Source organism: Mycobacterium mantenii (genome assembly GCF_001667865.1).
GTDB classification, from domain to species: Bacteria; Actinomycetota; Actinomycetes; order Mycobacteriales; family Mycobacteriaceae; genus Mycobacterium; species Mycobacterium mantenii_A.
The window spans coordinates 70,850-87,567 of the sequence record NZ_LZJP01000060.1 but is presented as its reverse complement, the minus strand read 5'-3'; the positions used below and the strand labels follow the sequence as shown (position 1 = coordinate 87,567).

The following is a 16,718-nucleotide window of genomic DNA, read 5'->3' as shown; positions in this document are numbered from 1 at the left end:
CACATAAGCGTTTCAACTAAAGGAGATTGGTTCATGTCAGAACGCGTCATCCTGGCGTATTCCGGCGGTCTGGACACCTCGGTGGCCATCAGCTGGATCGGCAAGGAGACCGGCCGTGAGGTCGTAGCGGTGGCGATCGACCTCGGCCAGGGCGGCGAAGACATGGAGGTCATTCGCCAGCGGGCCCTGGACTGCGGCGCGGTGGAAGCCGTCGTCGTCGATGCCCGCGACGAGTTCGCCGAGGGCTACTGCCTGCCCACCATCCTGTCCAACGCCCTCTACATGGATCGTTACCCGCTGGTGTCGGCGATCAGCCGGCCGCTGATCGTCAAGCACCTGGTGGCGGCGGCCCGCGAGCACGGTGGCACCATCGTCGCGCACGGCTGCACCGGCAAGGGCAACGACCAGGTCCGGTTCGAGGTCGGATTCGGCTCGCTGGCACCCGATCTCGAGGTGCTGGCGCCGGTCCGCGACTACGCCTGGACGCGGGAGAAGGCGATCGCGTTCGCCGAGGAAAACGCCATCCCGATCAACGTGACCAAGCGTTCGCCGTTCTCCATCGACCAGAACGTATGGGGCCGCGCGGTGGAAACCGGCTTCCTGGAACACCTTTGGAACGCCCCCACCAAGGACGTCTACGCCTACACCGAGGACCCCACGCTGAACTGGAGCACGCCCGACGAGGTGATCGTCGGGTTCGAGCGCGGCGTGCCGGTGACGATCGACGGCAAGCGGGTGTCGGTGCTGGCTGCCATCGAGGAGCTCAACACCCGCGCGGGCGCCCAGGGTGTGGGCCGGCTCGACGTCGTCGAGGACCGGCTGGTCGGCATCAAGAGCCGCGAGATCTACGAGGCACCCGGCGCGATGGTGCTCATCACCGCGCACACCGAGCTCGAACACGTCACGCTGGAGCGGGAACTGGGCCGGTTCAAGCGGCACACCGATCAGCGGTGGGCCGAGCTGGTGTACGACGGGCTGTGGTATTCGCCGCTCAAGGAGGCCCTGGAGAGCTTCGTCGCCAAGACCCAGGAGCACGTGACGGGTGAGGTGCGAATGGTGTTGCACGGCGGCCACATTGCGGTCAACGGGCGGCGCAGCGCGGAATCGCTGTACGACTTCAACCTGGCCACCTACGACGAGGGCGACAGCTTCGACCAGTCGGCCGCAAAGGGTTTCGTCTACGTGCACGGGTTGTCGTCCAAGATCGCCTCCCGCCGGGACCAGACCGTAGAGGGCCCGGCCGAAGCGTGAGCACTCGCGAGGGGTCCTTGTGGGGCGGGCGGTTCGCCGACGGCCCGTCGGATGCGCTGGCCGCGCTGAGCAAGTCCACCCACTTCGACTGGGTGCTGGCCCCCTACGACATCGTCGCCTCGCGGGCCCACACCGTGATCCTGTTCCGCGCCGGGTTGCTCGACGAGGAGCAGCGCGACGGGCTGCTGGCCGGCCTGGACCAGCTGGCCTCCGACGTCGCCGACGGCAGCTTCTCGCCGCTGGTCACCGACGAGGACGTGCACGGGGCGCTGGAACGCGGACTGATCGACCGGGTCGGCGCCGACCTGGGCGGGCGGCTGCGGGCCGGCCGGTCGCGTAACGACCAGGTGGCCACCCTGTTCCGGATGTGGCTGCGGGACGCGGTGCGGCGGGTCGCCGCCGGGGCGCTCGACGTCGTCGGCGCGCTGGCCGCCCAGGCCGCCGCCCACCCCGGCGCCATCATGCCGGGCAAGACCCACATGCAGTCCGCACAGCCGGTGCTGCTGGCCCACCATCTGCTGGCGCACGCCCACCCGCTGCTGCGCGACGTCGACCGGATCGTCGACTTCGACAGGCGCGCCGCGGTTTCCCCGTACGGCTCGGGCGCGCTGGCCGGGTCGTCGCTGGGCCTGGACCCCGACGCGATCGCCGCGGAGCTGGGTTTCGCCGCCGCGGCCGACAACTCCATCGACGCGACCGCATCCCGGGATTTCGCCGCGGAGGCCGCCTTCGTGTTCGCCATGATCGGGGTCGACCTGTCCCGGCTGGCCGAGGACGTCATCCTGTGGAGCTCGACGGAATTCGGCTACATCACCCTGCACGACTCGTGGTCGACCGGCAGCTCGATCATGCCGCAGAAGAAGAACCCCGACATCGCCGAGCTGGCGCGCGGCAAGTCCGGCCGGCTGATCGGGAACCTGACCGGCCTGCTGGCCACGCTGAAGGCCCAGCCGCTGGCCTACAACCGTGACCTGCAGGAAGACAAGGAACCGGTGTTCGATTCGGTCGCCCAGCTGGAGCTGGTGCTGCCGGCGATGGCCGGGCTCCTGCGCAGCCTGACGTTCGACGTCGACCGGATGGCCGCCCTGGCGCCGGCCGGCTACACGCTGGCCACCGACATCGCCGAATGGCTGGTGCGCCAGGGGGTGCCGTTCCGGTCCGCGCACGAGGCCGCCGGGGCCGCGGTGCGCGCCGCCGAGCAGCGGTCCGTCGGACTCGACGAGCTGACCGACGACGAATTGGCCGCGATCAGCCCCGACCTCACGCCCGAAGTCCGTGAGGTTTTGACGATCGAGGGCTCGGTTTCCTCGCGTGACGCGCGCGGCGGCACCGCGCCGGTTCGGGTCGCGGAGCAGATCGAAACCGTCCTGGCCAGCGCCGATAGGCTCCAAAGCCAGCTGCGTGGCAACGGTTGAGATGAGCTTGGTTTCCCTGACGGGCCGTGACAAGCGGACTAGACTTCGGCCTCAAAGAGATCCGGTTGAACGTTTCGCGCCGGGTCTTCGTCACCAAGGGGTGGGAGAACAATGAGCGTCGTCGCCGGCGTCTTCGGTGCGCTACCGCCGCACCGATACTCCCAGCGTGAGCTCACCGACTTCTTCGTCAGCATCCCGGAGTTCGAGGGTTACGAGGACATCGTCCGCCAGCTGCACGCCAGCGCCAAGGTCGGCAGCCGTCACCTGGTGCTGCCGCTGGAGCAGTACCCCGCGCTGACCGACTTCGGCATGGCGAACCGGGTCTTCACCGAGCACGCCGTGAAGCTGGGCTGCGAAGCCCTGTCCGGCGCGCTCGACGAGGCGGGACTGCGGCCGCACGACGTCGACGTGCTCATCACCACCACCGTCACCGGCCTCGCCGTGCCGTCGGTGGACGCACGGATCGCCGCGCAGCTCGGCCTGCGCGACGACGTGCGGCGGGTGCCGCTGTTCGGGCTGGGCTGCGTGGCGGGTGCCGCGGGAGTGGCCCGGGTGAACGACTACCTGCGTGGCGCACCGGACGCCGTGGCCGCCCTGATCTCCGTCGAACTGTGCTCGCTGACCTATCCCGGATACAAGCCGTCGCTGGCCGGGCTGGTCGGCAGTGCCCTGTTCGCCGACGGGGCCGCGGCGGTGGTGGCCGTCGGCGAGCGGCGCGCCGAACAGCTGGTGGCCGGCGGGCCCAGCATCCTCGACTCGCGCAGCCACCTGTACCCCGACTCGCTGCGCACCATGGGCTTCGACGTGGGCGCCACCGGCTTCGAGCTGGTGCTGTCCAAGGACGTCGCGGCGGTCGTCGAGCAATACCTCGAAGCGGATGTCACCGAGTTCCTGGGCGCGCACGGCCTGACCACGGCAGACATCGGCGCCTTCGTGAGCCACCCCGGTGGCCCCAAGGTCATCGAGGCGATCAACGGGGCGCTCAGCCTGCCGCCCGAGGCCCTCGAACTCACCTGGCGTTCGCTCGGCGAGATCGGCAACCTCTCGTCGGCGTCGGTGTTGCATGTGCTGCGCGACACCATGGCCAAGCCGCCGCCGAGTGGAAGCCCCGGTCTGATGCTCGCGATGGGTCCGGGATTCTGTTCCGAACTGGTGCTGTTGCGTTGGCATTGATCCTCGCCCGTGCACTTCCGTCCCTACCGTAAGGCGTCGCTTTTTGGGCTTGAATTCTGCGGAAGTAGCGCTGTGAGTAACACGAGAGGCCGCGTTCGATGAACGGCAACACAGAAGAGCTGGTCAACGCTCTTCGGCAATCGCTGAAGGAAAACGAGCGGCTCAAGCGCGAGAACCGCCAGTATCTTGCCTTGGTAGCAGAAAAAGCGACCGAACCGGTGGCGGTGGTCGGCATGGGCTGCCGCTACCCGGGCGGCGTGAATTCGCCAGAGGCGTTGTGGCAGATGGTGGTTGACGGCCGCGATGTGGTCTCGGAGTTTCCCGCGGACCGCGGCTGGGACCTGACGGGTCTGTTCGACGCGGATCCCGACGCGGTGGGCAAGTCGTACGCGCGGTGCGGCGGGTTCCTCTCGGATGTCGGCGATTTCGATGCCGCGTTTTTCGGGATCGCCCCCAGCGAGGCGCTGGCGATGGACCCGCAGCAGCGCTTGCTGCTCGAGGTGTCCTGGGAGGCGTTGGAGCGGGCCGGGATTGACCCCGCCACCCTGCGCGGCTCGCCGACCGGTGTGTTCGCCGGGATATTCCACGGCTCCTACGGGGGGCAGGGCCGGGTGCCGGGACACTTGGAGCGATACGGCCTGCGCGGCTCGACGCTCAGCGTGGCCTCGGGCCGGGTGGCCTATTCGCTGGGTTTCGAGGGCCCGGCCGTCTCGGTGGACACGGCGTGTTCCTCGTCGTTGGTGGCCCTGCACCTGGCGGCGCAGTCGTTGCGGTCCGGCGAGTGCGATCTGGCGCTGGCCGGCGGCGTGACGGTGATGGCCACGCCGGCGATGTTCATCGAGTTCAGCCGGCAGCGTGCGCTGGCCGCCGACGGTCGGTGCAAGGCGTACGCGGGCGCCGCCGACGGCACCGGGTTTTCCGAAGGCGTCGGGGTTTTGGTGCTGGAACGGCTGGCCGATGCCCGGCGTCACGGGCATCCCGTGCTCGCGGTGGTGCGCGGGTCCGCGGTGAATCAGGACGGCGCGTCCAACGGTCTGGCGACGCCCAACGGGCCGTCGCAGCAACGGGTGATCCGGTCGGCGCTGGCCAACGCGCGGCTGGCTGCGGCCGACGTCGATCTGGTCGAGGGGCACGGGACGGGCACCATGCTCGGCGATCCTATTGAGGCCCAAGCGGTCTTGGCGACCTACGGACAGGACCGGCCGGCGGATCGGCCGCTGTGGCTGGGCTCGATCAAATCGAACATGGGTCATACCTCGGCCGCCGCGGGTGTGGGCGGGGTTATCAAGATGGTGCAGGCGGTCCGCCACGGCGTGATGCCCAAGACGCTGCACGTGGACGAGCCGACGCCGCACGTGGATTGGTCGGCCGGCGCGGTGTCGCTGCTGACCGAACAGCGACCCTGGCCGGCGGTGGACCGGCCGCGTCGCGCGGGTGTCTCGTCTTTCGGCATCAGCGGCACCAACGCGCACGTCATCGTGGAGCAGTACTCCCCGGAGCCGGAAAATGCCTCGCGCCCAGGTGATGACGTGGTGGTGCCGTGGGTGCTCTCGGCCCGCTCGGGCGCGGCGCTGGCGAACCAGGCGGCGCGGCTGCTGGCCCGCGTGAAGGCCGACCCGGGCCTGCGGGTGCTGGACGTGGGCTGGTCGCTGGTCTCGACGCGATCGCGTTTCGAGCACCGGGCGGTGGTCGTCGGCGCCGACGGCGCGCAGTTGTTGCGGGGACTGGCGGCGTTGGCGGCCGGTGAGCAGGGCGCGGGCCTGGTGGTGGGCCGGGCGCAGCCGGTGGGCAAGACGGTGTTCGTGTTTCCCGGCCAGGGCTCGCAATGGGCCGGCATGGGCGCCCAATTGCTGGACAGTTCAACGGTGTTCGCCGATCACCTGCAGCGCTGCGACAAGGCGCTCGCCGAATTCGTCGACTGGTCGCTGATCGACGTCATCCGCGGTGTGCCGGGGGCTCCCGGATTGGACCGGGTGGACGTGGTGCAGCCGGCGCTGTGGGCGGTGATGGTGTCGCTGGCCGAATTGTGGCGCTCGGTGGGCGTGTTGCCCGACGCGGTGATCGGTCATTCGCAGGGCGAAATCGCGGCGGCCTATGTGGCGGGGGCCCTGTCGCTTGAAGACGCCGCCCGGGTGGTCGCGCTGCGCAGCCGGCTGCTGGTGCGGTTGTCGGGCCGCGGCGGCATGGTCTCGCTGGCCTGCAGTCTGCCGCGCGCCGAACAGCTGATCGCCGCCCGGGGCGAGCGACTGAATATCGCCACGGTCAACGGTGTTTCGGCGGTGGTGGTGTCCGGCGAGGTGGACGCGCTGGCGGAACTGATGCAACGGTGCGACGCCGACGGCATCCGGGCCCGCAGGATCGACGTCGACTACGCCTCGCATTCCGCGCAGGTGGACGCGATTCGCGAATCGCTCGCCGACGCGCTGCGCGGCCTGGCCCCGCGGTCGTCCGCGGTCGCTTTCTTCTCCACCGTCACCGGCGAGCCGATGGACACCGCGGGGTTGAACGCCGACTACTGGTTCCAAAGCATCCGGCACACCGTGCAATTCGAGCGGGCGGTGCGCAGCGCGTGCGACGCGGGCTATCGGGTGTTCATCGAATCGAGCCCGCATCCCGTATTGATGGCCGCCATCGAAGAGACGATGCCCGACAGCGAGCACGCGTGCGTCATCCCGTCGCTGGGCCGCGACGACGGCGGCCTGGACCGCTTCTGGCTCTCGGCCGCCCAGGCCTATGTCGCGGGCGTGGCCGTGGACTGGCGCGCCGCCCTGGCCGGCCGCGGCGGCCGGCGCGTCGACCTGCCGACCTACGGGTTTGTCCGGCAACACTTTTGGCTTCCGGTCGGATCGACGGGCTCGCACGACGTCGCCACGCTGGGGCTGGCCGGTGCCGAACACGGCTTACTCGGTGCGGTGGTGCCGCGGCCCGATTCCGGTGGTGTGGTGCTGACGGGCCGGTTGTCGACGGCCGCCCACCCCTGGCTGGCCGATCATGCGGTGGGCGAGGCGGTGTTGTTCCCGGGAGCGGGATTCGTCGAGTTGGCCATCCGCGCGGGCGATGAGGTCGGTTGCGGGGTGCTCGAGGAGCTGACCGTGTCGGCTCCGTTGCTGCTGCCGGCGGGCGAGGCGGTGCGGGTGCAGCTGGTGGTCGGCGCACCCGATGAGTCCGGGCTCCGCCGGTTGTCGGTGTATTCCGCTGGCGGGCAGCCGGATTCGGAGTGGGTGTTGCATGCTGAGGGCCTGCTGCGGCCGGGCACGGTGACACCGGCCGCGGACTTCTCGATCTGGCCGCCCGTCGGGGCGACCGCCATCGATGTCACCGGCGCCTACGCGCGACTGGCGGAGCGGGGCTACGAATACGGCGGCGCCTTCCGGGGTCTGCGGGCGATGTGGCAGCGCGGGGACGAGATCTTCGCCGAAGTCGCCGTGCCCGACGACGCCGCCCAGGACGTCGGATTCGGCATGCACCCGGTGCTGCTGGACGCCGCGCTGCACGCGATCGGCGTCGCCGCCGAGCACGACCGGACGGTCCTGCCGTTCTCCTGGCAGGGCGTGTCGCTGCACGCATCGGGTGCTTCGCGGGCGCGGGTCCGGATCGCGCCGGCCGGCCCCGGGGCGGCCTCGGTGGAATTGGCCGACGCGGCGGGGCTGCCAATCCTCTCGGTGCGATCGTTGGCCATGCGCCCGGTCGCGCCCGACCGGTTGGCGGCGACCCCCGCGCGACGCTCGCTGGCCGAGGGACTGCTCGACATGACATGGTCGCCGATCGCGCTGGGCGACGGCAGCGCCGACGTCACGGTGTGGGAGCTGGGCGATCACGGCGGCGACGTGGTCAAGTCCGTGCACGCCGCGACCACCGAGACATTGGCGGTGCTGCAGTCCTGGTTGCGCGACGAGAGCGCCGGCGTTCTGGCGGTGCAGACCCGGGGGGCGGTCGCCCTTGCGGGTGAAGAGGTTTCGGACCTGGCCGGCGCGGCGGTGTGGGGCCTGGTGCGGTCGGTGCAGGCCGAGCATCCGGGCCGGATAGTGCTGATCGACTCCGACGGCTCCGTCGACGCCAACGCGGTCATCGATTGTGGCGAGCCGCAGGTGGTGATCCGCCAGGGTCTGGCTCATGCGGCGCGGCTGCGACCGGTGCGCACCGGCTCGGCGATCGAGCTGCCGTCGGCGGGCTGGCGGTTGGACGCCGGCGTCGAGGGCACGCTGGAGGACCTGGTCGTGAGCGCTTGCCCGCCAACCGAATTGACCGCCGGGCAGGTGCGGGTGGCGGTCGCCGCGGTCGGGGTCAACTTCCGCGATATCCTGGTGGCCCTGGGAATGTATCCCGGCGGGGGCCGGCTGGGCGCCGAAGGCTCCGGCGTGGTCGTCGAGGTGGGGCCCGACGTGACCGGCCTGGCCGTCGGCGACGCGGTGATGGGGTTGCTGGGCGTCGTCGGTTCCGAGGCGGTGGTGGATCAGCGGGTGGTGACACCGGTGCCGCCGGGGGTGTCGCTGGTTGCGGCCGCCGGCGTGCCGGTGGTCTTCCTGACGGCGCTGTACGGGCTGTCGGTGCTCGGTGGGCTGCGCGCCGGGGAGCGGGTCCTGGTGCACACCGCCACCGGCGGGGTGGGCATGGCCGCGGTGCAGCTGGCGCGGCATTGGGGCGCCGAGGTGTTCGTCACCGCCAGCCGCGGTAAGTGGGACACCCTGCGTGCGATGGGATTCGACGACGACCACATCGGCGATTCGCGCACGACCGAGTTCGAGCCGAGGTTCGCAAAGTTCATCGCGGCCACCGGTGGGTCCGGGTTCGACGTGGTGCTCAATTCCCTGGCCGGCGAGTTCACCGACGCGTCGTTACGGCTGCTGGCTCCCCGCGGTCGATTCATCGAGATGGGCAAGACGGACGTGCGCGATCCGCATGCCGTCGCCGAGCACTATCGGGGCGCCCGATATCAAGCGTTCGACCTGATGGAGGCCGGACCCGACCGGACCGCGGCCAAGCTTGCCGACATCGTGGCGTTGTTGGCGGACGGGGTCTTGAAACCGTTGCCGTTGAAGACCTTTGACGTCCGCTGCGCCTCGGCGGCCTATCGGTACGTCAGCCAGGCACGGCACATCGGCAAGGTCGCGCTGACCGTCCCGTCGGGTCCCGGTGAGGTGCTCAGCGGCTGCGGCGGTGGGCTGGCGGGGTCCACGGTGGTGATCACCGGCGGCACCGGGATGGCCGGTTCGGCGCTGGCCCGCCACCTCGTCGACCGCTACCGGGTGGCGCACGTGGTGCTGGTCAGCCGGTCCGGCGGCCGGGCTGCCGGGGTCGCCGACCTGGTGGCCGGGTTGCAGGAGGCCGGCGCGCAGGTGTCGGTGGTGGCCTGTGACGTCGCCGATCCCGAGGCGGCATCGGCGATGCTCGCCGGGATACCGGCGCAGTACCCGTTGCGCGGAGTCGTCCACGCCGCGGGCATTCTGGACGACGGGTTGATCTCCTCGCTGACGCCGGACCGGGTGGACGCGGTATTGCGCGCCAAGGTCGACGGGGCCTGGAATCTGCACGAGCTGACCCGGCACCTGGATCTGTCGGCGTTCGTGGTGTTTTCGTCGATGGCCGGGATCGTGGGAACCCCGGGTCAGGCCAACTATGCGGCGGCCAACAGTTTCCTCGACGGGCTGGCCGCGGACCGGTGCGCCCATGGACTTCCCGGCCTGTCGCTGGCCTGGGGTCTGTGGGAGCAGGCGTCGGCGATGACCGCGCACCTCGGGGATCGCGACAAGGCAAGGATGAGCAGGATCGGCCTGGCGCCGTTGTCCACCGAGCAGGCGCTGGCGGCGTTCGACGCCGCAATGCTGGTCGACAGCCCGGTGCTGGTGGCCGCCCGGGTGGACCGGGCCGCCCTGTCCGACAACATCGCCGCGCTGCCGCCGCTGCTGCGCGAACTCGTGGCCGGCCCGACGCGGCGGGTCATCGACGACACCGACGTCACGGTGTCGACGACCGGGCTGTCGGCGCGCCTGCACGGGCTGAGTCCCGAGGCGCGACAGCGCGAGCTGGTCGACCTGGTCTGCGGCAACGCGGCGATGGTGCTGGGTGTGCCCAATCCGGCGGACATCGACGCCGGCCGCGCATTCCAGGATCTCGGCTTCGATTCGCTGACCGCGGTCGAACTGCGTAACCGGCTCAAAAATGCTACGGGACTTACCCTTTCGCCGACGCTGATCTTCGACTATCCGACGCCCACCGTGTTGGCCGCGCATCTGGACACCCAACTGGCCGGCGCGTCCGGCGACGATCAGCCGGACCTGATGGGTCGTGTCAACGACATCACCCGCGAACTGCAGGCCCTGCTCGGTGCGCCCAGCTGGAGTTCCGACGACAAATCGGTGCTGCGGGCCCGCATCCACCACCTGCTCGCCGCCGTCGGGCCGGCCGACCCCACCGATTCCGAACACCTCGACGACGACCTCGAGGCCGCCACCGAAAGCCAACTCTTTGCGATCCTCGATGACGAACTCGGCCGCTGACACCCCGCAAGGAGCCACGATGCCGGGCACCACCCAGCATGTCGACTACCTGAAACGCCTCACGGCGGATCTCAGGCGGACCCGGCGGCGCGTCGCGGAGCTGGAGGGCCGGCTTTCCGAGCCGGTCGCGGTGGTGGGCATGGCGTGCCGCTACGCCGGTGGAGTCGAATCGCCGGAAGACTTGTGGGACTTGGTGATCGAGGGCCGTGACACGGTGTCGGACTTTCCGGCCGACCGCGGCTGGGACGTCGATGGGTTGTACGACCCCGACCCCGACGCCAAGGGCAAGATGTACACCCGACAGGGCAGCTTCCTGCAGCAGGCCGGTGACTTCGACGCCGGGTTCTTCGGCATCGGGCCCAGCGAGGCGCTGGCCATGGATCCCCAGCAGCGGATGATGCTGGAGATCTGCTGGGAGGCATTGGAGCGGGCCGGCATTGACCCATTCGCGTTGCGCGGCTCGTCGACCGGCGTGTTCGCCGGGGTCATCCACGCCGGTTACGGCGGCGAGGTGAAGGGCGAGCTGGAGGGCTACGGGCTCACCGGCTCGACGCTGAGCGTGACCTCGGGCCGGGTGTCGTACGTGTTGGGGCTGGAAGGCCCGGCGGTGTCGGTGGACACCGCGTGCTCGTCCTCGTTGGTCTCCATGCATCTGGCCGCGCAGTCGTTGCGGTCCGGCGAATGCGATCTGGCGCTGGCCGGTGGCGTGACGGTCATGGCCACCCCCGCGGCCTTCGTCGAGTTCAGCCGCCAGCGTGCGCTGGCCCCCGATGGCCGGTGCAAGGTCTACGCCGGTGCGGCGGACGGGACTTCGTGGTCGGAGGGCGCCGGTGTCCTGGTGCTGGAGCGGCTGGCCGATGCCCGCCGGCTGGGGCACCCCGTCCTGGCGGTGCTGCGTGGTACGGCGGTGAATCAGGATGGCGCGTCGAACGGTTTGACCGCCCCCAACGGGCCCTCCCAGCAGCGGGTCATCCGGGCGGCGCTGGCCAACGCCGGATTGACGGCCGCGGACGTGGACGTGGTCGAGGGCCATGGGACCGGGACGGTGCTCGGTGACCCCATCGAGGCGCAGGCCCTGTTGGCGACGTACGGGCAGGATCGCCCCGCGGACCGGCCGCTGTGGTTGGGGTCGATCAAGTCCAACATCGGTCATACGTCGGCCGCGGCGGGCGTGGCCGGGGTGATCAAGATGGTGCAGGCGATTCGGCACGGGGTGATGCCCAAGACGCTGCACGTGGATGTCCCGTCGCCGCACGTGGATTGGTCGGCCGGCGCGGTGGCGCTGCTGACCGAGCCGCAGCCGTGGCCGGATCACGGCGGGATACGGCGGGCGGGCGTCTCGTCGTTCGGGATCAGCGGCACCAACGCGCACGTGATCGTGGAGCAGGCTCCCGCGCAGATCGAGAGCGAAGCCGAACCGGCCGCGCCCGTGCCCAATTCGGTTATCCCGTGGGTGGTTTCGGCTCGGTCGCCCGAGGCGTTGGCCGGTCAGGCGCAACGGCTGCTGGACCGGCTCAACGCCGACGCGGGAGTGCGGGCGGTGGACGTGGGCTGGTCGCTGGCCACCACCCGGGCGGCCTTCGAGCATCGCGCGGTGCTGATCGGCGCCGACCGGGGGGCGCTGACGGCGGGGCTGGCCGGGCTGGTGTCGGGACGACCGGACCCGGCCGTGGTGGTCGGCCGGACCCGATCGGCGGGCAAGCGGGTGTTCGTCTTCCCAGGCCAGGGCTCCCAGACCCTCGGGATGGGCGCCGGGCTGTACGAACGCTTTCCGGTGTTCGCCCGGGCTTTCGATGAGGCCCTCGCCGCGGTGGACGGTCATTCGCGGCTGCCGTTGCGCGAGGTGATGTGGGGGACCGACGCGGAGTCGTTGCAGAGCACGGAGTTTGCCCAACCGGCGTTGTTCCTGCTGGAGATCGCGCTGGCCGCGTTGTGGCAGTCCTTCGGTGTGACACCGGATGTGGTGATCGGCCATTCGGTGGGCGAGATCGCCGCGGCGTGCGTGGCCGGGGCGCTGTCGCTGCCCGACGCGGCGCGGCTGGTGGTGGCGCGCGGGCGGTTGATGGCGGGGCTGCCGGCGGGGGGCGTGATGGTGGCGGTGACCGCGACCGAGGCCGAGGTGGCCCCCTTGCTGAACGGCGCCGTGAGCATCGCGGCGGTCAACGGGCCGCAATCGCTGGTGCTCTCCGGCGAGCGGGCCGCGGTGGGCGCGGTCGCGGACCGGCTGGCCGCCGGCGGCGCGCGGGTGCACTCGCTGGCCGTCTCGCACGCATTTCACTCACCGTTGATGGAGCCCATGCTGGACGACTTCGCAGCGGTGGCCGCCGACGTGTCGGCGGGTGAACCACGGATCGCCTTGGTGTCCAACCTGACCGGGCAACTCGCCGGACCCGCCTACGGAACAGCCGCCTACTGGGTGGACCATGTGCGCAAGCCGGTTCGGTTCGTCGACGGTGTGCGGTTGGCCGAATCCCTGGGCGCCGGTATGTTTTTGGAGGTGGGTCCGGGGGCGGCGTTGACGTCCGCGGTGGAGCAATCCCTGACGACCGACCGGGCGTCGTCGGTGGTGACGATGGCCAAGGGCCGGCCCGAAGTCGACTCGCTGCTGCGGGCGGCGGGGCAGCTGTTCACGACGGGCGCCGACGTGCGGTGGGCTGCGGCCTTCGCCGACTCGGACGCCCGACGGGTCGAGCTGCCCACGTATGCCTTTGTGCGACGCCGGTTCTGGCTGTCCGGCGATTCGGTGGGTTCGGCGAACATCGCCAGTCTGGGTCTGGCCGAGGCCGAGCATGCGCTGTTGGGCGCGGTGGTGGACCGGCCGGATTCCGGCGGTGTGGTGTTGACGGGCCGGCTGTCGCTGGCCGCTCAGCCCTGGCTGGCCGACCACGCGGTCGGCGGAACGGTGCTGTTTCCCGGGGCCGGCTTCGTGGAATTGGCGTTGCGGGCCGGCGACGAGGTCGGCTGCTCGGCGATCCAAGAGCTCACGCTGTCGGCGCCACTGGCGGTTCCGTCGGCGCCTCCGACCGGTGTGGTGCAGCTTCAGGTCGTGGTGGACGCGGCCGGCGAGACGGGTGGCCGGCCGGTCGCCGTGTATTCGCGTGCCGCGCAATCCGATTGGGTGTTACACGCCGAGGGCGTGCTGAGCGACGACACACCCGCACCGGCCGCCGACCTGTCGATGTGGCCGCCGCTGGGCGCGGATGCGGTGGACGTGACCGGCGCCTATGACGGCCTGGCGGGCCGGGGCTACGGGTACGGACCGGCCTTTCAGGGGTTGCGGGCCGTATGGCGGCGTGGAACCGAGACTTTCGCCGAGGTCGAACTCCCGCAGCAGGCCGGAGTCTCGACCGGTGGTTTCGGCATCCATCCGGTGGTCCTGGATGCGGCGCTGCACGCGCTGGGGGTGGCCGACGTGCGGATCGAGACCGTCCTGCCGTTCTCGTGGCAGGGCGTGAGCCTGTACGCGGCCGGCGCGTCGCGGGTCCGGGTCAGACTGGCGCCGGCCGGTGCCGGCGCCGTTTCGGTCGAGCTGGCCGACTCGTCCGGGTTGCCGGTGCTGTCGGTGCGGGAGCTGGTGACGCGCGCGGTCTCGGCCGAGCAGTTGACCGCGGCCGTTGCGGCCCGCTCCGGCAGCGGTGAGCTGCTCGACGTGGTGTGGTCGCCGGTAACGTTGGAGGGCAACGACATCGGCGAGAACGTCAACGTGTGGGAGTCACCGTCCGCGGGACCGGACGCGGTGACGTCGGTGCGGACGGCGACGCATGAGGCCCTGGGTGTGCTGCAATCCTGGCTGGCCGGTGCCGCTGGCGGGGTCCTGGTGGTGCTGACCCGCGGGGCGGTGGGCCTGGCCGGCGAAGACGTCGCGGACCTGGCCGGTGCCGCGGTGTGGGGATTGGTGCGTTCGGCGCAGGCCGAGCACCCGGGCCGGGTGGTGCTCGTCGATACCGACGGAACGCTCGACGCCGCGACGGTGATCGGTTGTGGCGAGCCCCAATTGGTGGTGCGCGACGGGGTGGCCTACAGCCCCCGGCTGAAACCGGCCGCCCAGCGACCCGTGCTGCGGCTGCCCGGCCCGCCGTCCGTGTGGCGGCTGGCCGCCGGTGACGCCGGAACGCTCGAGGATCTGACGGTGCAGGAGTGCCCGCCGGCGAACCTGGAGGCCGGTCAGGTGCGGGTGGCGGTGGCCGCGGCCGGGGTGAACTTCCGCGACGTGCTGGTAGCGCTGGGCATGTACCCGGGCGCCGCGCAGCTGGGCGCCGAGGGCGCGGGGATCGTGACGGAACTGGGCGCCGGGGTAACCGATTTGACCGTCGGGGACGCGGTCCTGGGGATCTTCGGCCTGGCGGGCTCCGAGGCGGCCGTCGACCGCCGCTTGGTGACCCGGGTGCCGCACGGCTGGTCGATGACGCAGGCCGCCGCCGTGCCGGTGGTGTTCTTGACGGCCTATTACGGGCTGTCCGTGCTGGCCGGATTGCGTGCGGGGCAGCGGGTGCTGGTGCACGCCGCCACCGGCGGCGTGGGCATGGCCGCGGTGCAGCTGGCCCGGCATTGGGGCGCGGAGGTTTTCGCCACGGCGAGCCGCGGCAAGTGGGACACGTTGCGCGCCATGGGGTTTGACGAAGCGCACATCGCGGATTCCCGCACACTGGACTTCGAGCGCAAATTCGCCGACGGCGGCGTGGACGTGGTTCTCAACTCGCTGGCGGGGGAGTTCAACGACGCGTCGCTGCGGCTGCTGGTGCCCGGCGGTCGCTTCATCGAAATGGGCAAGACCGATCTGCGTGACCCGGATGCCGTCGCGCGGACCCACCCCGGGGTGACGTATCGCGCGTTCGATCTGATGGAGGCCGGCCCCGACCGCATCGCCGAGATGTTGGCGGAGTTGATGGGGTTGTTCGCCGACGGGGTGCTGACACCGTTGCCCGTCAAGGCATTTGACGCGCGCAGCGCGGCAGACGCCTATCGTTTCGTGAGCCAGGCGCGCCACATCGGCAAGGTCGTGCTGACCATGCCGGACGGGCCCGGTGGGCTGGCCGGCGGCACCGCGCTGATCACCGGCGGTACCGGCATGGCGGGTTCGGCGGTGGCGCGGCACCTCGTCGCGCGCTACCGGGTGCCGCACGTAGTGCTGGTCAGCCGCAGCGGCGAACACGCCGAGGGAATGGCCGAGCTGGCCGCGCAATTGCGTGACGCGGGGGCATCGGTGGACCTGGCGGCCTGCGACGTCGGCGACCGGGACGCGGTTGCGGCGCTGCTGGCGCGCTACCCGGTGCGCTCGGTTTTCCACGCCGCGGGTGTGCTCGATGACGCGGTGATCGCGTCATTGACGCCGGCGCGCATCGATGCGGTGTTGCGGGCCAAGGTCGACGGGGCCTGGAATCTGCACGAGCTGACCCGCGAGCTGGATCTGTCGGCGTTCGTGATGTTTTCGTCGATGGCGGGCATCGTCGGCGCGCCGGGTCAGGGAAACTATGCGGCGGCGAACAGCTTCCTCGACGCGCTGGCGGCCCACCGCCACGCTCACGGATTGCCGGGACTGTCGGTGGCCTGGGGGATGTGGGCACAGAACTCGACGATGACCCAACACCTGGGCGAGGCGGACAAGGCAAGGATGAGCCGGGCCGGGCTGAGCGCGCTGTCCACCCGCCAGGCGCTGGAACTGCTGGACGCCGCGTTGCTGACCGAGAACCCCATGGTGGTGGGCACCCGGCTGGACAGGGGAGCGCTGGCGCACCACAGCGCCACGCTGCCCCCGCTGTTGAGCCAGTTGGCCACCCGCCCGGCCCGCCGGGTCCTGGAGCAAACCGACATGGTGTCCCTGGCGGGCCTGCGGGCCCGGCTAGAGGGCATGACCGTCGAGCAGCGGCACGGTGAACTGGTGGAACTCGTCTGCAGCAACGCGGCCACGGTATTGGGCCACAGCACCGCGGACGTCAACGCTGACGATGCGTTCGGCGACCTCGGGTTCGATTCACTGACCGCGGTCGAACTGCGCAACCGGCTCAAAATCGCCACCGGACTTACCCTTTCGCCCACGCTGATTTTCGACCACCCCACACCGGCCGCGCTTGCCGAACACCTCGGCACCCAGCTGGCCACCAGCGCCTCCGCGCCGTCCGGCGCCGCGGCCGCCCCGCCATCCGATCGCCTGGCCCGCCTCGACGACATCGCCGCCGAACTGCAGGCACTGCTGAAGGCGCCCGATCTGGGTGCCGGCGACAAGGCTGCGATCCTCGGCCGGCTGGAAAGCCTGCTGAGCACGGCGAGGGGCCCGGCGCCCGCCGGGTTCCTGGAACACCCCGACGACGCGTTCGACGACGACATCGCCACCGCCACCGACAGTCAGCTTTTCGCCATCCTCGACGACGAAGTCGGCCCCTGA

5 protein-coding genes are annotated in these 16,718 nt (G+C 70.8%); all 5 read left to right on the top strand.

Going from position 1 to position 16,718, the window contains the following annotated elements:
* The first annotated feature begins 33 nt into the window (after positions 1-33).
* Positions 34-1,251, top strand: a complete 1,218-nt coding sequence (locus tag A5688_RS09590; protein WP_067908215.1) for an argininosuccinate synthase — start codon at positions 34-36, stop codon at positions 1,249-1,251.
* Positions 1,248-2,666, top strand: a complete 1,419-nt coding sequence (gene argH, locus A5688_RS09585) for an argininosuccinate lyase (protein WP_067828529.1) — start codon at positions 1,248-1,250, stop codon at positions 2,664-2,666. Before A5688_RS09590 ends, argH begins: the two co-directional genes overlap by 4 nt.
* A 111-nt stretch (positions 2,667-2,777) precedes the next feature.
* Complete coding sequence (locus tag A5688_RS09580) at positions 2,778-3,839, top strand: type III polyketide synthase (RefSeq protein ID WP_067828526.1); 1,062 nt, start codon at positions 2,778-2,780, stop codon at positions 3,837-3,839.
* A 98-nt stretch (positions 3,840-3,937) separates the two neighbouring features.
* Positions 3,938-10,336, top strand: coding sequence for a type I polyketide synthase (locus A5688_RS09575; protein WP_067908212.1), 6,399 nt, complete (start codon positions 3,938-3,940; stop codon positions 10,334-10,336).
* Between the two features lie 19 nt (positions 10,337-10,355).
* Positions 10,356-16,718, top strand: coding sequence for an SDR family NAD(P)-dependent oxidoreductase (locus A5688_RS09570; protein WP_431602640.1), 6,363 nt, complete (start codon positions 10,356-10,358; stop codon positions 16,716-16,718).

Bases quoted from the DNA above. Each gene is read 5' to 3' on its own strand.
- A5688_RS09590 (WP_067908215.1), top strand. From the start codon at position 34: ATGTCAGAACGCGTCATCCTGGCGTATTCCGGCGGTCTGGACACCTCG.
- A5688_RS09570 (WP_431602640.1), top strand. From the start codon at position 10,356: ATGCCGGGCACCACCCAGCATGTCGACTACCTGAAACGCCTCACGGCG.
- A5688_RS09580 (WP_067828526.1), top strand. From the start codon at position 2,778: ATGAGCGTCGTCGCCGGCGTCTTCGGTGCGCTACCGCCGCACCGATAC.
- A5688_RS09575 (WP_067908212.1), top strand. From the start codon at position 3,938: ATGAACGGCAACACAGAAGAGCTGGTCAACGCTCTTCGGCAATCGCTG.